The 22,423-nt window shown below is 32.4% G+C and carries 25 protein-coding genes; 6 read left to right on the top strand and 19 right to left on the bottom strand.

Annotated elements, in window-relative coordinates:
- Positions 1–42 precede the first annotated feature (42 nt).
- Entirely contained in the window at positions 43–729 is a 687-nt protein-coding gene (locus tag H0I26_RS10025; RefSeq protein ID WP_218697984.1) for a hypothetical protein, read from the bottom strand.
- A gap of 4 nt (positions 730–733) precedes the next feature.
- The gene (locus H0I26_RS10030; protein WP_101018174.1) at positions 734–1,693 is read right to left on the bottom strand and encodes a Gfo/Idh/MocA family protein; all 960 of its coding nucleotides are present in this window, start codon (positions 1,691–1,693) and stop codon (positions 734–736) included.
- A gap of 160 nt (positions 1,694–1,853) precedes the next feature.
- Here H0I26_RS10030 and H0I26_RS10035 point away from each other — a divergent pair, with 160 nt between their 5' ends.
- Entirely contained in the window at positions 1,854–2,495 is a 642-nt protein-coding gene (locus H0I26_RS10035; protein ID WP_101018175.1) for a protein-L-isoaspartate(D-aspartate) O-methyltransferase, read from the top strand.
- Between the two features lie 180 nt (positions 2,496–2,675).
- On the opposite strand, the gene H0I26_RS10040 is transcribed toward H0I26_RS10035, so the two are convergent.
- The 9 genes from H0I26_RS10040 to H0I26_RS10080 all read right to left on the bottom strand — a co-directional run bounded on the left by H0I26_RS10040 (position 2,676) and on the right by H0I26_RS10080 (position 10,743).
- Positions 2,676–3,332, bottom strand: coding sequence for a hypothetical protein (locus H0I26_RS10040; protein ID WP_218697986.1), 657 nt, complete (start codon positions 3,330–3,332; stop codon positions 2,676–2,678).
- Between the two features lie 29 nt (positions 3,333–3,361).
- Entirely contained in the window at positions 3,362–3,736 is a 375-nt protein-coding gene (locus tag H0I26_RS10045) for a hypothetical protein (RefSeq protein ID WP_218697988.1), read from the bottom strand.
- A gap of 451 nt (positions 3,737–4,187) precedes the next feature.
- Positions 4,188–4,724 carry a hypothetical protein gene (locus tag H0I26_RS10050; protein WP_218697990.1) on the bottom strand — a complete coding sequence of 179 codons (537 nt, stop codon included), beginning with the start codon at positions 4,722–4,724 and terminating at the stop codon, positions 4,188–4,190.
- A gap of 4 nt (positions 4,725–4,728) precedes the next feature.
- A complete protein-coding gene (locus tag H0I26_RS10055; RefSeq protein ID WP_218697992.1) occupies positions 4,729–6,813 on the bottom strand; it encodes a hypothetical protein in 2,085 nt (694 codons plus the stop codon).
- 4 nt (positions 6,814–6,817) lie between these two features.
- Complete coding sequence (tssD, locus tag H0I26_RS10060) at positions 6,818–7,510, bottom strand: type VI secretion system tube protein TssD (RefSeq protein ID WP_218698003.1); 693 nt, start codon at positions 7,508–7,510, stop codon at positions 6,818–6,820.
- A gap of 890 nt (positions 7,511–8,400) precedes the next feature.
- Complete coding sequence (locus H0I26_RS10065) at positions 8,401–8,805, bottom strand: hypothetical protein (protein ID WP_178983649.1); 405 nt, start codon at positions 8,803–8,805, stop codon at positions 8,401–8,403.
- A complete protein-coding gene (locus H0I26_RS10070; RefSeq protein ID WP_178983650.1) occupies positions 8,802–9,131 on the bottom strand; it encodes a TfoX/Sxy family protein in 330 nt (109 codons plus the stop codon). The genes H0I26_RS10065 and H0I26_RS10070 overlap by 4 nt, the downstream gene beginning before the upstream one ends.
- Before the next feature lie 8 nt (positions 9,132–9,139).
- On the bottom strand, positions 9,140–10,123 hold the full coding sequence (locus H0I26_RS10075; RefSeq protein ID WP_218698005.1) for an alpha/beta fold hydrolase: 984 nt from the start codon (positions 10,121–10,123) through the stop codon (positions 9,140–9,142).
- A 56-nt stretch (positions 10,124–10,179) separates the two neighbouring features.
- Positions 10,180–10,743: a TetR/AcrR family transcriptional regulator gene (locus tag H0I26_RS10080; protein ID WP_178983652.1), complete on the bottom strand. Its 564-nt coding sequence runs from the start codon at positions 10,741–10,743 to the stop codon at positions 10,180–10,182.
- Between the two features lie 813 nt (positions 10,744–11,556).
- On the opposite strand from H0I26_RS10080, the gene H0I26_RS19930 reads away from it, so the two are divergent.
- The 3 genes from H0I26_RS19930 to H0I26_RS10095 all read left to right on the top strand — a co-directional run bounded on the left by H0I26_RS19930 (position 11,557) and on the right by H0I26_RS10095 (position 12,515).
- Complete coding sequence (locus H0I26_RS19930) at positions 11,557–11,772, top strand: hypothetical protein (RefSeq protein WP_256935108.1); 216 nt, start codon at positions 11,557–11,559, stop codon at positions 11,770–11,772.
- Positions 11,773–11,880: 108 nt separating this feature from the next.
- Positions 11,881–12,063 carry a hypothetical protein gene (locus H0I26_RS10090; protein WP_218698006.1) on the top strand — a complete coding sequence of 61 codons (183 nt, stop codon included), beginning with the start codon at positions 11,881–11,883 and terminating at the stop codon, positions 12,061–12,063.
- A gap of 254 nt (positions 12,064–12,317) precedes the next feature.
- A complete protein-coding gene (locus H0I26_RS10095; RefSeq protein WP_218698008.1) occupies positions 12,318–12,515 on the top strand; it encodes a hypothetical protein in 198 nt (65 codons plus the stop codon).
- 146 nt (positions 12,516–12,661) lie between these two features.
- Here H0I26_RS10095 and H0I26_RS10100 read toward each other — a convergent pair whose 3' ends face one another.
- The 8 genes from H0I26_RS10100 to deoC form a co-directional block, all read right to left on the bottom strand.
- Positions 12,662–13,075, bottom strand: coding sequence for a hypothetical protein (locus tag H0I26_RS10100; protein ID WP_218698010.1), 414 nt, complete (start codon positions 13,073–13,075; stop codon positions 12,662–12,664).
- A gap of 221 nt (positions 13,076–13,296) precedes the next feature.
- A complete protein-coding gene (locus H0I26_RS10105; protein ID WP_218698012.1) occupies positions 13,297–14,043 on the bottom strand; it encodes a hypothetical protein in 747 nt (248 codons plus the stop codon).
- A 409-nt stretch (positions 14,044–14,452) separates the two neighbouring features.
- A complete protein-coding gene (locus H0I26_RS10110) occupies positions 14,453–16,921 on the bottom strand; it encodes a DUF5686 and carboxypeptidase regulatory-like domain-containing protein (protein ID WP_218698020.1) in 2,469 nt (822 codons plus the stop codon).
- Between the two features lie 150 nt (positions 16,922–17,071).
- The gene (gene smpB / locus H0I26_RS10115; RefSeq protein WP_101018190.1) at positions 17,072–17,530 is read right to left on the bottom strand and encodes an SsrA-binding protein SmpB; all 459 of its coding nucleotides are present in this window, start codon (positions 17,528–17,530) and stop codon (positions 17,072–17,074) included.
- A 34-nt stretch (positions 17,531–17,564) separates the two neighbouring features.
- On the bottom strand, positions 17,565–18,068 hold the full coding sequence (locus H0I26_RS10120; protein WP_218698022.1) for a GNAT family N-acetyltransferase: 504 nt from the start codon (positions 18,066–18,068) through the stop codon (positions 17,565–17,567).
- Positions 18,068–18,571 (bottom strand): histidine phosphatase family protein, encoded by a 504-nt coding sequence (locus H0I26_RS10125; protein ID WP_101018192.1) that lies wholly within the window; start codon positions 18,569–18,571, stop codon positions 18,068–18,070. The genes H0I26_RS10120 and H0I26_RS10125 overlap by 1 nt, the downstream gene beginning before the upstream one ends.
- Positions 18,572–18,580: 9 nt before the next feature.
- Positions 18,581–19,279, bottom strand: coding sequence for a purine-nucleoside phosphorylase (deoD, locus tag H0I26_RS10130; RefSeq protein WP_218698023.1), 699 nt, complete (start codon positions 19,277–19,279; stop codon positions 18,581–18,583).
- A 38-nt stretch (positions 19,280–19,317) separates the two neighbouring features.
- The gene (deoC, locus tag H0I26_RS10135; protein ID WP_218698024.1) at positions 19,318–19,986 is read right to left on the bottom strand and encodes a deoxyribose-phosphate aldolase; all 669 of its coding nucleotides are present in this window, start codon (positions 19,984–19,986) and stop codon (positions 19,318–19,320) included.
- Positions 19,987–20,077: 91 nt separating this feature from the next.
- On the opposite strand from deoC, the gene mqo reads away from it, so the two are divergent.
- Both mqo and H0I26_RS10145 read left to right on the top strand, forming a co-directional pair.
- Positions 20,078–21,550, top strand: a complete 1,473-nt coding sequence (gene mqo, locus H0I26_RS10140; RefSeq protein WP_101018195.1) for a malate dehydrogenase (quinone) — start codon at positions 20,078–20,080, stop codon at positions 21,548–21,550.
- 13 nt (positions 21,551–21,563) lie between these two features.
- The gene (locus tag H0I26_RS10145; protein ID WP_218698026.1) at positions 21,564–22,376 is read left to right on the top strand and encodes a HEAT repeat domain-containing protein; all 813 of its coding nucleotides are present in this window, start codon (positions 21,564–21,566) and stop codon (positions 22,374–22,376) included.
- Positions 22,377–22,423 lie beyond the last annotated feature (47 nt).

The raw sequence follows: 22,423 nt of genomic DNA on the forward strand, positions 1-22,423 counted from the left end.
TTTTTTAACCCATAAGACATGGATTTTTTTATTGATACTTAATTAGTCACTAATAGTATAAGTGTCCTGTTTTTTATTAGTGTCTGACAATTCTAGTCCTAAATTGGTTTTTAATTCCTTCTTTAAGCGGTTAAGATTATCAACTTTAAAATTATAATCAACAATTACCTTAATATTATCACTGTTTACTATAACATTAAAATTTTCACTAATTAGTTTAGATAAATCTTTAAGAGATACATTTTTTAAAGAAATTGAATCTGAATCTTTAGATTTATAAATTTCAGTTCTAAAAGGTCTTTCTTCTTTAGAATAATAATTTCTTAATTGAATTGTATCTATGATTTTAAGATCATAAATAGTAATTGAATCAAATTGCTTATTAAGATTCAAGGCTGATAATATGTTATTAAAAACCGCTTTTTTTGATTGACTATTATTGTTCTTTAAACTAAGATTAAGTGCGATTTTTTTTTCAAGTAACTTTTTGTTTTTAATGTTAAAGTAGATGTTTTCATTCTTGAAAAGTGTATTTATTAATTCTTTCAAAGAAATATTTTCAGCATCAATCGCAATAGGGTCTACACTAAACGTATTGGAGTAATCTTTCTGTCCAGTTGATACCTTTTCTGTTTTCAAATAATAATTGTCAGTTTCTGTAACTTCGTTTATTACATTTTGACAGGATACAAAAAAAACAGCAAAAGTTAGAAGTGTGATATATTTCATGCTTCTAAAATTGATCAATTATCATTGTGGCAACACGTAATGCTTCTGTACCATCATGTAATGTTACAATAGGTGTTGTGTTATTATTTATTGCATCTGCAAAAGATTCTAACTCGTCTAAAATAGCATTGTTAGCAGATATTTCTGGGTTATCAAAATAGATTTGCTTTTTAACACCTTCTGCATTTTGCAAAACCATGTCAAAATCTCCCGGTGTTTCTGGCGCATCTTTCATTTTTACAACCTCACATTTTTTCTCTAAAAAGTCTACAGAGATATAAGCATCACGTTGGAAAAAACGTGTTTTACGCATGTTTTTTAACGAAATTCTACTGGCGGTTAAATTAGCAACACAACCGTTAACAAACTCGATACGTGCATTAGCAATATCGGGTGTGTCGCTTATAACAGAAACACCACTTGCAGATACGTTTTTAACTTTAGACTTTACAACGCTTAAAATAACGTCAATATCGTGTATCATTAAATCTAAAACGACTGGTACATCTGTTCCACGCGGATTAAACTCGGCTAAACGATGTGCTTCAATAAACATCGGACTATCTAATTGGTCTTTAACTGCTAGAAAAGCAGGGTTAAAACGCTCTACATGTCCAACTTGACCTTTAACGCCGTATTCTGCAACCAAAGCTCTTAAGCTTTCGGCTTCTTGTACAGTATTTGTTATTGGTTTTTCGACAAATATATGTTTGCCTTTTGCAATTGCTTGCTTGGCACAATCGTAATGCGAAAGGGTAGGGGTTACGATGTCTACGACCTCTACAGCTTCAATTAATCCTTCAATAGTTTTAAAATATTTGTAACCAAATTCGGCTTCAACTTTTTTACCGTTGTCAGCATCCGCATCATAAAATCCAACTAATTCGAATTTTTCTGATTGATTTAATAGTCTAAGATGAATTTTTCCAAGGTGACCAGCACCTAATACACCAGCTTTTAGCATAGTTTGTTCTGTTTTCAACAAAAATAAGTTTTTTTACACAGTATTTTATATGAATTTGGTAATTATATATAGGATTTAGAACAAAATTATAAATTGATAGAAAATCCTTTTCAGGGTTATATTTTTGAAGTAATTTTATGCTCTAAACTAACGACTACCATTGAAAGATACTTTTAAACATAAAGGCTTACGTCAGCAGCTTGTTGCTGTTTTAAAGAAAAAAGGAATAACTAACGACGCCGTTTTGGCAGCTATTGGCAAGATACCGAGACATTTATTTATGGATTCTAGCTTTTTAGACCATGCGTACCAAGATAAAGCTTTTCCGATTGCAGCGGATCAAACCATTTCTCAACCGTATACTGTGGCGTTTCAAACCGAATTGATGCAGGTTAAAAGGGGAGATAAAGTCTTAGAAATTGGTACAGGTAGTGGGTATCAAACAGCCGTTTTATGCGAGATTGGTGCCAAAGTGTATAGTATTGAAAGACAGCAAGAGTTATTTAAAATTACGAGTCGTTTTTTACCGAAACTAGGGTACAGGGCTAAAAGTTTGATTTTTGGTGATGGTTATAAAGGAATGAAGGAAGAAGCCCCTTTTAGCAGTATTATTGTGACGGCAGGAGCACCTTTTGTGCCTAATCCATTATTAGCACAATTGGCAATTGGTGGACGTTTGGTGATTCCGGTTGGAGAAAATGTGCAAATCATGACACTTTTTGTGAGAAAAGGACAAAAGGATTTTGAAAAAACAGAATTTGGTGAGTTTAGATTTGTGCCACTTTTAGAGGATAAGAATTAGTGAGTTAGTTTTTTTTTGAGGTAGGTTAGTGTGTGTGGTTTTTCCGAGGGAAATTACATGGAGGTAAACAGAAATTACTTTTGTTTATCATTTTTTTCTCTTTCTAGTTTTTCTTTATTGTTAATTGTGGAATGTTAGTTGAAATATAAAAAAGCAAAACGAATGTAATTATATGAAGAATCAGAAATTACTTTTTGTCCAACGTATTTTGTGTTTTTCTACTTTAATTATTTTTCCGTCTATATTATAAAATTTCCAGTTTCCAGATTTAAAATCTTCTTCCCATTTAAGATTGTTGTAGAATTCCGAAAATGTTAAATCGTCATAACCACTTTGGTAATGCTTTTCTGCTTTAATGCTTCCATTTTTGTAATACTCTATTAATCTCATATTTACTATTGTTGCATGGCAACCATCATTTACATTCTTTAACCAATTGTCATAAGTAAGTGTTCTTAATAAAACGCCTTTAGAATCATAATATTCAAAATCTCCTTGATTCATCCAGCAGCCAAATTGTGATGCTGATTGCCCTCTAGCTTTTATGTTTCCATTTGAAAAATATTCGGTCCATTTTCCTCCTAAGGCTCCTGGACTTTCGTATTCATATTTTGTAGTGACATTAGTGGTGGTATCCAATATAGACTGATTGTCTAGCACGTATTCGTTTTTCTTAATAATTATAGTATCCTTTTTTATGGTAAGTGTTACTCTGTTACCGTCTAAGGTATATACAGTATCAATTTTTTGTTTTGTTATAATAGTAATCTCTTTATTTGATGTATTAGAGCAATTGAAAAACGAAAATAAAATGGATAAAATTAGTAGTTTTCTCATTTGTATTGGGTTAAACGCTACGTGCTGTATTAATTATTGTTTTTATTAGCAAATTTTTTGGTCCACATCATATATTCATAATCACTCTCTTTAAGTTCAAAGCTCCCTTTAAGTTCTGTTACATCACTTTCTATATATATTGTGTTGCCCTTACTAATCCATTTTCCATGAGTTTGAATGGTCTCATTTACAAAATAGACGTCGTCTTCAATGTCTCCTATGTCATTGTCTTGTGTAATTGTATGGCCAATGAGGTCGCTAGAAATAAATTTGATGTCTATATTTTTAAAGATATCATCTTTCTCAGAAATTAAGTTCTCGATCTTTTTGTATACAGAGTCCTTATCTTGAGCAAGACTAGTTAAGTGGAGAAAAAATAAAAATAGTAAGAGTAACTTATTCATTTTTAATCTTTTTTAATGATAGATCACGTAGAGTGAGTCTAATTCCGTGGGGAATACAAAATATTAAAAGTGAAACGAAGTTAGTTAATAAAAATTACGCAGTCAAGTGACCAAATTCCTATACTATTACGTTCTCTAGACCAAAATAAAAAAGACGATACACCTTTGTTAGATTATATTAATAATACGCAAACTTCAATTTGGTGAACCGCCGTATACGTTCCTGAGTGCTATTGCTGGTAGCAATAGAGGCGAAAGGACTAACGTAGTTGCGCACGTACGGTGGTGTGAGAGGCGCACTCCGGCTATTTTAGTCGGAGCCGTCTACTCGATTAGCAATAGTATTTTATTTAGATTTTTGTAAATCTTTATATTGCTTGAATTTAGCTAACAAATATAATTTTTAGCGAATGATGATATAATTTTAGAATAATTATGGGTAAGCAAATTCCTATTTATTAGCCTTAATACTATCACTTTTCTTTTGTAATAATTTTTCTATTTTTTCTACAGTTCCTCCCTTATCTAAGGCTATAGCTGTCTCGCGTATTTCTTCTGGGAATTTTGAGTAATTAATTTTATCAACCTTAGTCATCGTTTGCGGAAACCATTCTATCTTATAGTTTTTGAGACACTCAATATTTTTACTTTCTTTAAAAGTAATTTTATCACCTTCTAGAATATAAATCAGCGCTTTCCCTCCATCGATATCTATACAAGGGGTCAATTCTAAATTGTAATCGATTACCGCCAGATCATTAAAGTAGCTTATACCTATATAATCTTCTCTGATTAAAGATTTTAATCCAGAAATACGAATAAATTTATTGGGATATCTATGACTAACAGCCTTGTAGGTAACTTCACTTTTTTTAGTAGACATCTCTAATACGGCATATGTATTTTTATCTTCATAAGCGTAAAAGACTTTATGGCTTTTACAGCTTAAAAATGAGATTACAATAATTAATAAAAATATTTTTTTCATAGTTTTAGCTTTTAAAATAGCCATTATTTGAGCCTACAGTTCTGAGTAAGTCCCATTGTTGTTTTGTTAACGTTTTTCTTTCAAAGTCAGGATCTACAGTTCCATTGTTGTTGAAATCATAATCCATATAATTTTCTAACGTTTTACTTTGTGCTTTATAATTAGCTTTTCCTGCGACTTCATTGTCTTTTGGTGCATCAGCTTTTAATTGTTTTAAAGTTTTTATTTCCTGATCTTTAATTAGGATATCAGTTTTTATTTGGGTTATATCTGTTGTTGTAATTCCATTTCCCATTGTGTTAATAGCATTAATATCTACTTCGACTTTTTCTATATCTCTAGTTCTTTGATTTATTTGTAAAAAATTGAGGTAAGTATTATAAGTTTTTTTTGCCAATAAAGTTTCATTTGAAATGTAGCGTTTAACACTCTTATAGAAATTATCTAAATTTTCATATTGATAAAATACAGCTAAGTTACTTTCTCCACTTCGAGTCATAGTTTGAATACCTTTATTATAAGCTGTTTCATCTTCTTTTAGTTTTTCTAATTCACTTTCTACTATATTAATTTCTTTATCATAATCTTCTTCTGTTTTTATAGAGGGATCTTTAGAGCTTCCTAAATTCTTATCAAAAGGGTGCGGCAAACCTAAACCATGTCCTATTTCGTGAACAACTGCATCAATCAATGAAAAACAACTTTTAAAAATATGTGAGATTCCATTTTCTCTTTTAGTGTAACCAGGCACCTTACTAGTAAGATCACTACTGTTTTCTGCATAAGAGGCTTCGATATCTGGGTAGTAAAAAACATAAACAGTACCTTGTTTAGGGATGCTGTTATCACTAAAAGAAGGGGAGACATCATCTGTATTAATACCTTGTGCAGTAAGGTTGGCTTTCATTTTAGCTTCCGAAACCTTGAAGGATGTTAGTTTTTCTTGTAGCTTACGATGAGCTATAGTATTTGTTATTTCTTTGTCTTCATGCCTTTTTTTAGCCTCTTTAAACGGATTAGATGCGTTAATATTATAGTCAAAACGTTTGTCAAATTCAGATAAAAAATCTTTTACAGAGGCATAAGTACCGCTACTTACATAGGCCTTATTCTTTTTGTCTTCGTCACTATTACCGAAGCCACCCTTTAAGAGTTTTGCATAATGAGATTCAATGCTATTATTAAAGAATGAGCGCTCGGTATCATCAGCACTTAAATATTTTTTTTCATCTTCAGTTTTTAAGTATTGACTCATGTCAGTTTTTGAAAGAGTGATTTTATGAGATTTAACAGCTACTTCACTTATAATTAAAGCTTGATTGAAGGAGTGTTTATTAAGCTGTTTATCAAATTTTGTTATATTAATATGAGGTATAGTTGATGTATTAACCTCTATTAATGAATTACTAGTAGCATTACCTAATTTAACAATTACTGGCTGTATACTTAGTTTATAAACTTCAGCATTAGCTACAACTATCATCTGACCAATCACAGTCCCGCTAGATGTAGTTGCATTAATAGTAATAGCTTCGCTAAATTGTTGTAAACATTTAATTGTTATAGGTTTTGGGGTTTCACCTATTTTTAAAGCTATTTTTTTAGCTTGTACGGTCTCTTTAAGTAATTTATGTTCTGTCGTTCCAGTAATTTCTATACTACTCGGGTCTGAACTTTGAAAATAAATTCCACCTATATCTGGATTTCCATCAGTACGATCAATATCTTCTTCTAGCTGTGCATATAATGTTACTGTATCAAGTCTACCATCTGTATTGGGTGGAAATAAACTTAGATAGGAGCATAAATAATCGTTACTAGTACTTGTAGTATCTCTTTTGGTTTCAACATCTTCTAATTTTTCATAATTGGTTACCAAACCTTCTGCCATTATATCTTGGTCATATCGATCAAAACCAAAAGAGCCGTCATACTCGGAGTCTTTATTTCCGTAGACATTTTTTTTGTCTTTAATTGTAGCATTAATTTTAGACCGATAGAAAACAACAACTGCCGGTAAATTAGGTTTTCCTAAAGGTTCTATCTCTAGAGAATTAGATGGATTATCTTGTTCGAATATTCTTATCATAATTTTAGGTGTTTTGTTCTTCGATAATTTCTAATTCTAATTTAAGGGTGTCGCTTGTAATAGACACATCCTTTAGTAAGTCGTTATCTATATTTTTGCCATTATATTTAAAATTGTGTTTTGTGTTTGATAAATTTATATCTATAATTTTTCCTATTCCGTTTTGTGTTTTTATAACAAGATTAGCTTTTCCATTATATTTTTCATTTATTTTTTTGTTGTTTTCGTTTTCAAAATGAGCGGAAACGAATATTAAATCTTTAGTCTCTTGCCTAGTTATCGGTTCAACTTCTTTCTGCGGAAAAGTTTCTCTCCAATAAGCAGAATAAACACCTGCTGATGTAGAATCCTCAACTCCAGCGCAAGTAATTTCTAAAGTTTCAGATATTGGGTTTGAACCAGTTGAAGAAAAAGCATTTTTCCAATTTACAAGATGACAATCGTAAAAATATAATTTACGTGTTCTTCCACCTATAATTATAGGATAAATATGTAATTCTATTTGTTTAGTTTGGTTTGGGGAAAATGACCATCCAGTAAGATTTAAGTCTTTTCGAGTTTCGATGATTAGTTTAAGTCCAATAAAAACAGGTCTTTGTGAAGGTCTTCCGCTGTGGCCTGCTTCTTGATTGAACCCGAAAGAGAACCACAGGACGTTTATTTCCTTTCCGTCTATTAATATTTTTGCTTTTATCATTTCTTAATCATTCTGTTTTGTAGTTTGAGTGAGAGTCTTGTTGTCCACGGTTTTGTGTATGGAAAGTGCGGTTTTGTGTGCGAGGATTTTCCGAAGGAAAATCAGACGTAGAAAAAGAGTACTTTCCTCTTGATAAGGCACTAATTTAAGCATTTTTTTTACACGTTGTATGTGCTCTGCATGGGCATCTTTTAATTTACCTAAAACTAAATGATTAATTCAGAGGTGGCAAGCCTAGTAACCCTTCGGCTACGCTCAGGAGAGGCTTATTGAAGCATTAGTAAGTCGCAAGGGTGAAAACCGTGAGGTTTTATCTGAAGGCTATTTGTGATTGATTAATGAGCAAATAGTACTACGAAAGGTGGTACTGATTCTTTGTCTACGCTCAGGACAGGCCAAGCCAAGCAGAAATCGTATACAGAGGCATAGTTATTCGGGTAAGCAAGCACATCATTGTAACGCCCAACGATTACCAAAAGGGTAATTATGTAGATACGGCAGTGATTGAGAGAAAGAAGATGTCATTACCTGGGGAGATCTCCAAAGTTACGAGTTAGCTATATGGAGAAGTCAGCAGAGGTCATAGTACTTACAGGACACGAGTTGAGGCAATACCTCAGAAGGTCTCACAAGTAAGGAAGGACTGAACGTAATTCTCTTCAAAATTCGCATAGGAGCACTAGTGGTAGCCTATGCCTAAATTAGAAGATAGTGTCAAGGGTGAAAAGAGCTTTGGCGTGATGATTTACGAACCGCCGTATACGTTCCTGAGTGCTATTACTAGTAGCAATAGAGACGAAAGGACCAACGTAGTTGCGTATGTACGGTGGTGTGAGAGGCGCACTCCGGCTATTTTAGTCGGAGCCGTCTACTCGATTGTACCCAGTTAATTATAAATCATTTGTTTTTCCTACTATTAATTTTGAAAATGGAATTTCAGTAACTTTTACCGTTCCTATCGTAAAGATTATAGCTAGCATTAAATCCATTCCTGTTATGGTTAATGTCATTTGCGAAACTCCATCACCCAAAGCTGCATAGGCTACAATAAACACGTTAATTAAGCGAACTAAACCATTCCAAACAATTAGCGGAGCTCTTGTGTTTAGTTTTTTAGTAGCCCAAATTATTGCTGCTCCTGCGAACATTATAAATAAGCCAACTACTGCACTGTGAATTAAATCTTCACCTGTTTTTGTTGAAACTGCTTGATACACAGTTCCAAGTCCAATTGGAAAATTTAAAATACCAGCTATTAATACTATTTTGTTAAATATGTTTGTTGATTTTTTCATTTTGATTTATTTTTTTGAATATTTAATGATTCTTCTGCCCAAAGGACAAATTGATTAGCATCTTCTAAAACTTCAATAGGAACTTCATAAAATGACAGAACTTTACTTTCATTTTTGAATAACTTTAAAGGTTGAGAATCAGCTTCTAAATAATTAGAAATATTACTTTTATCTACTTTAAAAAAAATGACTTCTTTGGCTATAATTCCAAACATTAAATCGTCTGCATACAAACCAACACAACCAAACATTCTTTTGATTCGTACTCTTCTCCAACTTTGTAATTGGTCAAAAATAAAATCTTTAAAATCTGTTGAAGGTTCCATTTTTTTTATTATAAATTCTTAAGCAGTCGTCTTAATGAAAACACAAAACTCTCTGGACTATCTTCTTGCGTAAAATGGCCAGCATCAGGCAACAATTGTACAGGAGCTTTTGGGAAATACGAACGCCATTTATCTTGAATATATTGAGAAGCGGCAACATCATCTTTTAATCCAAAAATAAGCTCAACTGGCTTCTCCTGTAGCGTAGATAATTTGCTTTCCAATTCTCCTAGCCAATCCGATGCAAATGTAATCTGTTGTGGAAAGACTGCTGTTCCTTTTCTAGATTCTTTTGTTGGGAATGGCATTTCATAGGCATCCATAATTGCTTTGTTACTGCTAGATTCCTTTTTGATAGAACCTCGCATAAGTCTTGTTACAAAAAAGTTCTCTTCCATAACTTTGGATTCCATTTCAGAAGATCTCATCATCATTGAAAATTCAACCAATTTCCCCTCAGGTTTCCAAGCCCAAGTATTGCTAATAACAACTCCTAAAACTTTATCAGGATGACTTGTAGCTACTGATAAACCCGTTGGACCACCCCAATCTTGAACCACAATTATGAATTTATCTAATTTTAAATGTTCAATAAGTAATGCACTAATCCATTCAACGTGTTCTTGTGGTGTAAAACCATAATCCTTTGGCGTGTCAGAAAAACCAAATCCTGGTAAATCATAAGCTATAACTCTAGCTTCGCCTGTAAGTTCTTTAATAATGTTTCTATTTAAGAATGACCAATCAGGATTTCCATGTGTTAATACAATCGGGATTCCTTCGCCTTCATCAATATAATGCATTGAGGTTCCGTCTTTCTCAAACCAGTTACTTTTAAAAGGGTACTCTTCTTTATCCACAATAAAAGGTCTTTGCTTTAGATTTGTTTCATCTTTATTATAGATTTCTTGAGCTTGAGAAGTATTAGCCATACTTAGTGCGAGTATTAAGGTTAGTACTATTGTTTTTCTGAATGTGTTTTTTGTTTTCATTTGTATTTTGTTAAATTTATTTCTAATCATTTGATTAGTTTTATGGTAAAAAAATATTATAAGTGCTGAAATGTGGTTTCTATATAGTCGTTAATGGTAATTTCATTTTGAATTTTTGTTGCTAAAGCCAAACCACTTAATGCTAGAACAAGATAATTTGTGTGTCTTTCTATAGTTTGGTTGTCCTTTGTGCTATTTAACTCAAGATTGTGTTTAAAAAAGGTTCTTAATTGCTCCTCATAATTTGAAATAAGACTACCCACTTTTTGGTCTACCTCTAAACCAAATTCTGACATAGTATTAACCATTAAACATCCTTTTTTTGAGTTGTTTTGGTCAGCAAATTCAGCAAACTGATAGAAGAAGTGTTTAATACTCTCAATGCCGTTTGAAGAGTTTTCAAATACATTGATTAACTTTTGCAACTTGCTTCTATACAATTTTAAGCTTTCTAGAAAAAGCTTTTGTTTATTTCCAAAACTAGCGTTTATAGAAAATTGATTGATACCCATTTCTTTAGATAGCATCCTTAATGATGTATTTCTATAGCCGTTTTTCCAGAACAGACCCATTGCCTTTTCTATTACTTCAGCTTCCTTATATTTCTTTTCTCTAGGCATAAAACTAAATTACTGTGCAAAACTAATCAAATGATTAGAAACAAAAAAAATATTTTAACTTATATTTTTGAATTTCAAAGTATTTAGCTCAATTTGAGTAGGGGATTTGTGGTTTGGGTTAATTGGGTACAACTCGTTATATGGAGACCTTTGTTCCACATATCCCGTAAATATTGTGGGATATCCGCAACTTTAGTTCCTGTTTTATATTTGAAAAGCTAAGCTACACTTATCCACACAAACTCACAATACGTAGAACTACGTATTTTTATCATAACAAGTCGGTTACCTAAAGTTAAAGGATTTAATTATGGTTTAATTACGGGAATCCTCATTTGGGTAAAATAAAGGCATAAAAAAAAAACAAACCTAAGCTTGTGTTTTAGAGTATTTAAAAGTATATGACGTTAACTTGTTATGGAGTTTGATTACATCTAATAGGTTATAGCTGCTCAGCTTATGGGGTAAGAAAAATAAATACAATCGGTAGTGTTCAAACCAAGAAAGTTATGTGCCTCTCGGCGATAGCTTGCAACCTTAAAATTATGTGAAGTTTGTACTAAAGCGAATAAAAATTGAAGGAAATGCACTTAAGGTTTTGTGTTTTGAAATAATACTACCTCTCTGCCGAGGCTGGATGACTAATTATCGCTTAACAAACATCTATGCAAAAAGTAAAAAGCTAGATGAATGGTTAAGAATTAAGCGAAGCGAAACACGAATTCAAACCAAAAAAAATAGAATACATGAGTAAATCGATTACGTTATTGTATTTGGCACGATTGGAAGAAACTAGAACGCAAGCGTAAAAACTTGATTCAATTAGGTGTAGAGACAGGACAAGCTTATGCTTGGAGTAGAACCAGAATGGGAGGCTGGGCAGTAGCTCAAAGTCCTATTTTAAAGACTACTATCACAACTTCTAGGCTTAAACGAAAAGGGTATAAACCTTTGTTAGATTATATTAATAATACGCAAACTTCAATTTGGAGAACCGCCGTATACGTTCCTGAGTGCTATTGCTGGTAGCAATAGAGGCGAAAGGACTAACGTAGTTGCGTACGTGCGGTGGTGTGAGAGGCGCACTCCGGCTATTTTAGTCGGAGCCGTCTACTCGATTAGCAAATCGTTTTTATTATGGCACAAGGTGAACTTCAAATTAAATTAGATTTCTTGTTTTCTAAAATTAAAAAGATAGAAAACAAAATAAAGTTTAAAGAAGAAATAGATATTGAAATGGAATTGAACACAATTAACATTATTGCTTACTCGATTCAAAAAGCTATTTCATCTCGTCATAGAAAAAATCAAGGTGAGTAAGGAACATTCCCATATCTTCATCTTTCATATACGGCATATCTATATATTGGTCTAGTAAAATCTCCAAAAAACCTACAGTAGTTTTTTTCGAGTTTTCGTTTAGTTTATTTAGTAAGTTAACAACTTCCATTTTTATGAATATCATTTCTTTTTCAGATTTAGTATCTATAAAATTATCATAGATTTTTCTTATACGGTCTTTATAATCTTTTACTGTTATTTTCATTATTAACTAAAATTTAAAATTATTTATTATGGCACAGTCTGACGAAGCTCAAAAACAACTTTCTGAAAAGTTTATTGTAATGGGCACTATTGATTTAAGTTATGTCCAAAAATTAGAGGAAACTATTGAATTAGTTGCTACATACGAAAAACTTTCAGGTGTTAGTCTAAATGATTCCGTAGAACAATTGGTCCTCCATTCCAAGGTTGAAGGTCATAATGATTAACTAATGTTGTTTCTTTTGCATATTCATCAAAAGCTTTAACCATTCCTTTATCATCTGGTTTTTGATTTTTAGGAACTTTATATTTTCCTATCCCTTTAACTGAGTAGTATTTTATCATTATTAACTAAAATTTAAAATTATTATGATTACTTCAAAGAGTCGTTTTGCTCAATTATTAAAAGATTCAACTCGTTTTTTATCTCACGCAATTGCCTCTGATAATTTTCGATGTTTTGTTCTAGGTATAATGTTTTCAACTCTATTGTTTCAAGTTTTTTCTCATTTTCTTCGTCATTAAAATCTTTGTAAATAACATATAGAATAGAAAATAAAGCTATTAACAACATAACTATGTTTATTTCTTTAGCTCTTTTAGAACTCTTTTCGGATTTCTTATTATTCCTTTCAATATCTTTCCTCAACTCATTTACCGATACTACATTTGACGGTAATAATGTTTCGTGTTCTTCTTTTTTAACCATATCACTAAACTCACTCATTCGCTCAATTACCTTTTGAGTATTCTTATCAATCTTTGGAAATCCTATTTTTCTACCCATAACAGTGGTTAAATGTTTGCTAACGGCTTCGGCTAAGGTTAGTACGGGATTAAATTAGCATTTAATTTCGGATTAAGCGATTAGCCAAAACTTTTTATTTTGTTTTATCTTTTTTTGTTCTAAAGCCAAATCAAAAGATTTGGCGGACTTTATAAAAATGCACTAAACTTTGAGTTAAGCACCAAAAACCCGTATTAATTTTAGCCATTGTTGTGCGTTCGTTATTTTTCTTCCCATCTTTTTATGTGATTTTTCAGATATGTTTTATCTCCACCTTTAAAATATTTCCCACTATTAATCGTGTCTATTAATTTTTTCATATCGTCCGCATTGTCAGATTCCCAATTTAATTCTCGAACTAAATATGATTTGACAACATCACCGTTTATATCAGAATATTTATACAATGCTCTTATGTAGGTTTTAGCTCTGTTATTGTCAAAAGAATTACTAATTCCAGTAGACATATTTATTCCTTTAGATAACTCTTCCAATGCTGTTTTAACAATAGGATTTGGTTCTGGAAAAGATTCTGGTTTTTCATTTGTTCGTAATTCTGTTGGCGACCAAGTTTTAATCCAATTATTAGTGTTTTCTAGCAACCAAGGAATTGCAATTATTGCTTTAATATCTTGATAATTGTCAATTTTCATAATATCTTCTGCATTAAGCCCCATTGTAATAACAATATCGTTTGATGCACTAAAACTTGAATAAGTCTTAACAGTTTTAATTAAAAAGGTCGGAATACAGTCGTTGAATTTTGTGCCATTAAACATTTTTTTTACTGTCTGAGCGTCAAAAATTCTGTCTAACCATCCAACACTTTTTTTAGTACTGGCAAGAAGAATAACTGTATCAGCATTCATTCCTTTTTTGACAAGTTCACAAGCAAACTGCATTGCTTCTTTGTAAGCTTCATCATCATTTCCTTCTGTTTTTATGTAATATCTTTCTATTTCAGGCATATTTTTGGTTTTAATGACGCACAACTAGTTATATAATTACTTTTATTCCTGATATCCCGTAAATATAACAGGATATAATTAATTTTAAGTACGCAAATCCCGTAAGGTCACGCCACACAAACCTACAACTAATCCTATACTTATCAAATACGTAGAACTACGTATATTTATGAGACAAGCGCAATTTATAACAGTAACATAAATATTAGTTACGGTTTTCCGTAAGGACATAAAAAAAACCACCAAATTAGGTGGTTTTGAGAGTTTTGCTGCGCTTTTAATGATATGTTTTGCTTGTGTGTTTATAGAATAGTATTTATTCTGTACTTTGTTATGCACCGTTTTTTAATACATCACACAGTCAAGCCCAGTATCTAGTCGTCTAATATTACTGCTTTTCTAGCAATTATTAAAAACTAAACCCAAACATAAACGTATCGTTTACCAAACCACTACCTTGATAAGTACGCACATAATCTACACGTAAAAAACGCATTTTACCCCAACCTAAATTACTTAGTCCTAAAGAATATTCTGTGTAAGGTTTGTTTTCTTTTGTTGCTGCCGCATTAAAACCTGCAACTAGGTTAAAGTTAAGCTTATTTAATAACGGGATCTTGTTTAAAATGTAACCTTTAAAATTGTGTTCGGCATGAATTTCGGCGTAAGCCTTATTAGTACTTAATGCATAATAGGGTAATATTTTAAAGGCATTAATATAATTACCATCTATAACCAAATTGGTTTGATTACCGCTAAAGTGATGATAGTCTATAAATGCAATATTATCTGCATTGTTAAAAATACCTCCTTTGGCTAAATAGGTTAAATCTCCTTTGTTACCAAGATTTAAGCTTTGATGAATTAAGCCTTTAAATTGATCAAAATTATAGTTGGAATTACTGCTTCCAAACCCTTTTTCGTATCCTAAATATAGTGTTGGAATTTTACTATTTGGAAGGTTGTATTTTCCAAAAGGATAACTCATATAATTCTGACCAAAGTTAATACGTGTATTAACATTAAGTTTCATGATGTTGTGCGCATCAAAAGACGCCACACCGTTAGCAGACGGATTTATTGGGTTATTACTTGTGTAGTCTCTGTTATCTTGCGGATACCAAGCTTGGTCTGTTGTGTTAAACAGTGGTTTTCTGTCATTATAACTTAAATTAGAATACAGATGTAATCCATTAAGTAGCTCTTGGCTGTAGTTTAACTGGGCAAAATTGCGATTGTAAATTTTTAAATAATTTTTTTCTGCGGTAAGCGAGTAGAATGTATTTAGGAATGGTAAACTAGAGAGATCAGGATTAAACTGTTCGACCTTACTACCTCCAGACAAAGAGATGTTTGCTCTGTTTTTTTTGTCAAAACGATAACTGATAGTTCCGGTAGCTCTTAATCGGTCATCGGACGCGCCATAATTGATGCTAGACGACATTTTAAAAGATTCAGGGCTATCGTCTTCAAAGTATTTTCTGTAATCAGCAGTTAAAGTACCGTTCCAGCCCTGAACAGTATTATAGGCTAATTTACTGATAGGAGAGGAGATGCTGAAATAGGTTTTTTTATACGAGTTGTTATAACTGTATCCACCTAAAATATCACCAATTTTAAATGCATTATGGACGCTGTCAATAGAATCTAGATAGGGTTTAGATTCTCTGATTAGCTGTATGCTATCCCGTCTAACATAATCGTTAGCTTCTAAATTGGTTAATGGGACAGGTCTTTTTGTTTCCCAATAAATGGAGTCTTTTTTGTTTGCATTATCTTCAAATGATAGGACTTCTCTTGTAAAATTCTTTTTATCAAAATTTGGGTTCAGTTCATAATCGCTGTAAGCTGCTGTAAATCGGCCATCACCATTAAATCCAAAAATCCCGAATTTAAAATCAAAGATCTGTGTTGTTTTTACCCATAATTGATTGGTTTTATAATAGGTAAACGTTTGTTTGATGTTAAATACATCCACTGCTGGTATCTGTGCTTGTTGCCCTGTTAGTGTAACATCAGTACCAAATAGGCTCCATTGGTCTTCTACAATATAGATAAAGCCTCCAAATGCTTTATCATTTTTACGTTTTGGTAGTAATTCTATCTTATTAATTAGGTGTCCTAAGTCGTCATAAAAGGTTCCTACTAATTTATATTTGTAATAATTAAAAGCGAAATCAGAAATAGGAGATACAATCTCGCTACCTAATTCAAAAGTATTTTGATAAAAGTTAAATTCGACATCAGTCGCATTATTAAAACTAAAGCCATTACTATCTCCGCTAACTTTTGAGGCGATAATAGTTTCTTTGATTGGTTTTGGTGCTTGGTATTCTAATTTAGATATGGTCTCTGACAAATAAACAATACCAGTTCTAGTACTATCTAATGCGCCATCAAAATCACCAACCTCTTGACCTAAAACTTTTTCTGGGACATCCACCATTTTTAATAAACCTCTAGAGTAAAAGTCGGCTTTAAAAGACTTAAGTTTATTAAGGTTGTCTTTACGCTTGGCAATGGTTTGTCTGATAATTATATTGGCAGGGTTTTCATCCGAATTTATAACAACCTCATCTAAATTGATGTCTTCTTCAGCTAGAACCGCATCCAATACAAATGGTAGTTTGGTTATGGTAACGGTCTTTTTTAACGTTTTATAACCTAAATATTGAAACGTAATCGTGTAGTCTCCTGTTTTAGAAATGTCTAATAAATAATTACCATCATTATTTGTTGTGGTTCCTGTGTAGGTGTGTTCAATAAAAATATTGACTACGGGAAGTGGTTCGTTTTGGTTGGAGGTTACAGTACCTGTTATTTGAGCAAAGGTAAACGTGCTTACTAAAGTAAATAGTGCTAGTAAAGAATATTTCATTAAAGTTGGTTGTTTATTAGTATAGACGCAATTTTTCACAAAAAGGTTGCCTACACCTCAAACATATAACTTATTGAAATTGAATATTGTTATAGAAATTATAAATTTTGATTTCAATTTTAAAAAAGAGAAATAGAAAAAGAGGATAATTTAATTGAAAGATTTTTTAATACGATCTAAATCACGTTTGTTATCTCTGTCCTTCATCGTTTCTCGTTTGTCGTAAAGCTTTTTTCCTTTCGCTAAAGCAACATCTAGCTTTGCTAATCCTTTTTCGTTTAAAAATAGACGTAATGGAATAATTGTTAAACCAGAGGTATTGACTTCTTTTAAAAGTTTTTTAAGCTCTCTTTTGTTTAGTAAAAGCTTACGTTCTGCTTTTGGTCTGTGGTTATAGTAGTTACCATAGGCATACTCTTGTATGTTCATGTTTATGACAAATAACTCGCCTTTTTCATTAAACTCACAAAACGATTCTGCAATAGAAGCTTGACTATTTCTAATAGATTTAATCTCTGTTCCGGATAAAACGATTCCAGCAGTGTATTTATCTAAAATTTCATATTGAAATTTAGCCTTCTTATTAAGTATGTTTATCTTTTTTTGCATTAGTGCAAAGCTAATAAAATAGAAGTTAAAGTAATTATAATTGTTTAGTCATTTTGTGCATACCCTTAAATTGATCTATAATTAATTCAAAATCTAGGGTATAAGAGTCTATAATTTTAAAACCAGCTTTTTTGTAAAAATTTAAAGCTTGTATTTGTGTGTCCATAGCTTCCAACCAAATAGTAGTGGATTGCTGTGCTTTTGCATGGTCTTCGGATACTTGCATTAAGTGCTTACCTAAGCCTAGTCCTTGATAGTCTTTATCTAAATATAAACGGTGAAGTTTAGTGGACGCCTCTGCTTTGTTATGCACTAATCTTAAAATACCGATGGTTTTATTATCGAATTTAATAAAATAATAATCGGCAGTTTTAACGTTTAATTCCTGAGTTAGGTTATTTAAACTGTACTGAGAATGTATATACCAATTGCAATCCTTATTTTTCCAAAGCTGTTGGTAAGCTGGCGGATAAATACGTTGCATTAGTTGTAATAATACCTCATGATCAGCTAAGGTAATAGGGGTTACGTTAAGCATTATTTTAAGTCTATAACTTGATCTGTAATTTGTCCATTGCTAATGGTTACAATAAACAGTTTGCTATTGATCGTTTCGTCAATATCTTTGTATTTGTCTTGTTGTATTATCGCATTTACAAAACGAGGTGTGGTATTGCTGTGTCCAACAATTAAAACAGATTGACCTTTAGTTTCTTTTTTAAACGCATCATAATCTGTGTTTTTAGGAGCGTATAAAATAATAGGTAACCTTTTGTTTATTGCTGTTGGAAAAGCTGTACTAAACGTGCGTTTGTAGTTAGTGGCGTAAATAGCATCTATTGGTTTATGTTTAAAATAGCGCTTCCATTGTCTCGCGCGACGTTTTCCTTTTCTAATTAATTCAGGATTATGGTTAGTAGCATCGCTTTTATCTTTTTCCGCATGTCTAATAAAATAATACGTTGTCGTTGTTGTATCGTCTTGTGCTTTTACAGAAAAAGTAAAAAGCAGGACTAAAATAAGGAGTAACAGTTTTTTCATAAGTCAATATTAAGCTAATTCTAAAGCAATGTCGATCATTTCTTTAAAAGTGGTCTCTCGTTCTTTACTAGTCGTTTTTTCTCCAGTAACTAACGAGTCTGAAATGGTGCATATCGTTAAGGCATTAACATTATGCTTGGCGGCAACAGTGTATAAGCCTGCGGTTTCCATTTCTACGCAAAGGACACCAAATTTGCTCCATTTTTTATACGATTCAAAATCGTCAGTATAAAACTCGTCTGACGTAAACACGTTTCCGGCTTTTATTGGAATATTTTTGATTTTTGCAGCTTCTACTGCTTTTTGGAATAAGTCGAAACTAGCAGTCGGTGCGTAATCTGCACCTCCGAATCTAAGTTCGTTAACACCAGAATTTGAAGAAGCAGCCATCGCTAAAACGACGTCTCTAATTTTTATATGTTCTTGGTAAGATCCAGCACTACCGACACGTATCAAGTTTTTAACTCCAAAATGTGTGATTAATTCATGGGCATAAATTGAAATACTAGGGACTCCCATTCCTGTTCCCATTACAGAGACGCGTTTGCCATGATATGTTCCTGTATAACCAAGCATACCTCTAACCTCGTTAAAACAAATAGGATTTTCAAAAAAAGTTTCGGCAATCCATTTTGCACGCAAAGGATCTCCGGGTAACAATATAGTCTCTGCAACATCGCCTTTTTTGGCGCCAATATGTATGCTCATTTTATAGTTTTATTAAGTTGAAATTTTCAGGCTTGGAATTAATATTTGTTGTCGACAGAAGCAGTGTCAGTAACAATTGCAATGCCGTTAGAGGTTCCAATGCGTTCTGCACCCAAATTAATGTATTGCATTGCTGTAGTTGTGTCTCTAATACCTCCAGACGCTTTTATTTTGGTGTTGCCATTACCAATAGCAGTTTTCATTAAGGTCACGGCATGGATGGTTGCGCCTCCTGTACCAAATCCAGTTGATGTTTTGATAAAATCGGCACCAGCTTTAATGGCAAGTTCACTGGCTTTAGTAATTTCGTGGTCTTCTAAATAACACGTTTCTAAAATTACTTTTAAGAGGTTATTAGGCATAATTTGTTTTACTGCCTTTATATCTTGATAGACGGCCTCAAAATCAGCGCTTTTTAATAGTCCGATATTTAGGACCATATCAATCTCGTCAGCGCCCTCTTTTAAAGCTTGTTTTGTTTCTTCAACTTTGGCAATAGTACTCATTGCTCCTAATGGAAATCCAATAACACTACACACGTTAACAGTGCTGTTTTTTAATTCGGCTTTAGCCAAGCTAACATAACAACTATTTATACAAACGGAAAAGAAGTTATTAGCCATAGCTTCTTTACAAAGGGTAATAATATCTGTTTTTGTAGCTGTTGCTTTTAATAGTGTGTGATCAATATATTTATTTAAATTCATAATCAAATTTACACTTTTTGAAAAAGAGTTTTCATGATTATAGTCATAAAATAAAAATGTTATTAACTTTAGACATTACAAATAGTGTACTATGAATATTGAAAAAGAATACGATTTAATTTGTGTTGGCGGTGGAATAATGAGTGCAACGTTGGCACTAATCTCTAAGATATTAAAACCCGATTTAAAAGTTTTAATTGTCGAACGTTTAGATGCTGTCGCTCAAGAGAGTTCGGCTGCATGGAATAATGCAGGTACAGGTCATTCTGCTTTGTGTGAATTAAATTATTGTCCTGAAGAAGAGGGGCAGGTTGTAATAGAGAAAGCAATAAAAATTTGCCAACAGTTTGAAGAGTCAAAGCAATTTTGGAGTTATTTGGTAGCGGAAGGTTTGTTGGAAGATCCAGATGGTTTTATTTCTGCTGTGCCACACCATAGTTGGGTGTTAGGTCAAGAGAATTCTGATTATTTAGAACAACGTTTTGAAACCATGAAAAAACATTTCATGTTTGATACCATTCAGTTTACAAAAGATAAAAGTAAAATGAAAGAGTGGTTTCCTTTAATTATGCATGATAGGGAAGAAGATGAGGTTATGGCAGCTTCTAGAATTGATAGAGGGACAGAGGTTAATTACGGGGCATTGACTAAGGCTTTATTTAATATTTTAGAAACTAAATTTGATACACCTGTCTATTGTAATATGGAAGTTAAAGATATTGATCCTAGTCCAGATATTGATTGGACTGTTGAGGTTGAAAATCTGAAAACTAAAGAACAGTATAATTTAGAGTCTAAACACGTTTTTATTGGAGCAGGTGGCGGAAGCTTATTATTGTTACAAAAAGTAGAAATTGAAGAAAAAGAAGGGTACGGTGGTTTTCCGATAAGTGGTGAGTGGTTAGTTTGTAAAAATGAAGCGCTTATAAAACAACACAATGCTAAAGTATACAGTAAGGCCGGGTTGGGAGATCCACCAATGTCTACGCCACATTTAGACACACGCTTTATTAATGGTAAACGCGAATTATTATTTGGTCCTTTTGCAGGTTTTAGTCCTAAGTTTTTAAAAGCGGGCTCTAATTTTGATTTGTTTAAGTCTGTTAAGTTTGATAATATTTCGCCATTATTAGGCGCTTTTTGGCATAATTTACCTTTAACTAGATATTTGATCGAGCAAGTGACCTCATCTCATGAAGATCGTATGACCGAGTTACGGAAGTTTGTAAAAGATGCAAACAGTGACGATTGGGAAATTTTAGTAGCAGGCCAACGTGTTCAAATTATTAAAAAAGATGAGTTTGAAGGTGGGGTTTTGCAATTTGGTACAGAAGTGGTGAGTAGCAAAAACGGAAGCATTACTTGTTTGTTGGGTGCTTCTCCTGGAGCCTCTACAGCAACATCTGTTATGTTAGAAGTATTAGAGAAAGCATTTCCTGAGGTATTACATTCCGAAAATGGAAAAAAAATAATGAATAAAATGATTCCTTTTTTTAATACAGAGGTTACTGAGGCGTTGTTTAAAGCACAGCTGGATATAAGCAAGCGGGCTTTAAAATTGTAATAATAAAAACGTATTGAATATATCACAAAATTACACAGCAGACAAGATTTTTACTAGGCTTTTGACAAATAAGTCTAGTAAGAATTATTGGAGTTATGTTAGTGAATTAAGAAAGCGTAAAACGGAAGCTGTTTTTGAGAGAAGTGTATCGTTAACACATTCTGTTAGTTTGAAAGATCGGGTTTTGGGTGTGGATATTTTGTCTCAATTTGGTTACCCGAGATTACATAAAAAAGAAATTATCAATATTCTTTTTAAACTTTTGGAAACGGAGGTTGATAGAAAAATGGTGTCATCAATTTTTTATGGGATTAGTCATAACAATGAGAAATTGACTAAAAAACAAATACATTTAATTTGTAAATTTAAGAATCATAAAAGTGTGTATGTTAGACATGCTTTAGTTGCTGCGTTAAGCACTGTAGAGGATGAAAAAGCATATGATGTTCTGATAATGTTGTCAACTGATAAGGACTCTAATATTAGGGATTGGGCTACTTTTGGGTTAGGTAGTCAAAATGATACTGATACAGAAAAGATTAGAGCAGCATTATGGAAAAGAGTTTCTGATAAAGATAGCGACACTAGATTTGAAGCTATTTCTGGTTTAGCCCAAAGGAAGGATAAACGCATTAAAAATATATTACTAAAAGAACTTGAAAATATTGACGAACATGTTTCGTTAGTATTAGAAGCAATTGAAGCCTTAGGAGATCAAAGTTTTATTCCAATTTTAGAACAAAAAATAAAAGAGAATAGAACATTAAAGGAGGTGAATGAAGAAGAGCTTCTTGCCGCTTTGAATGCGTTAAAAGGGGCTGATTAAGCGAAGTAGTAGTGTTTTGTTTTTAATCATTTGCATATAACTAAAAT

The sequence above is a fragment of the Olleya sp. HaHaR_3_96 genome (assembly GCF_019278545.1).
Lineage (GTDB): Bacteria > Bacteroidota > Bacteroidia > Flavobacteriales > Flavobacteriaceae > Olleya.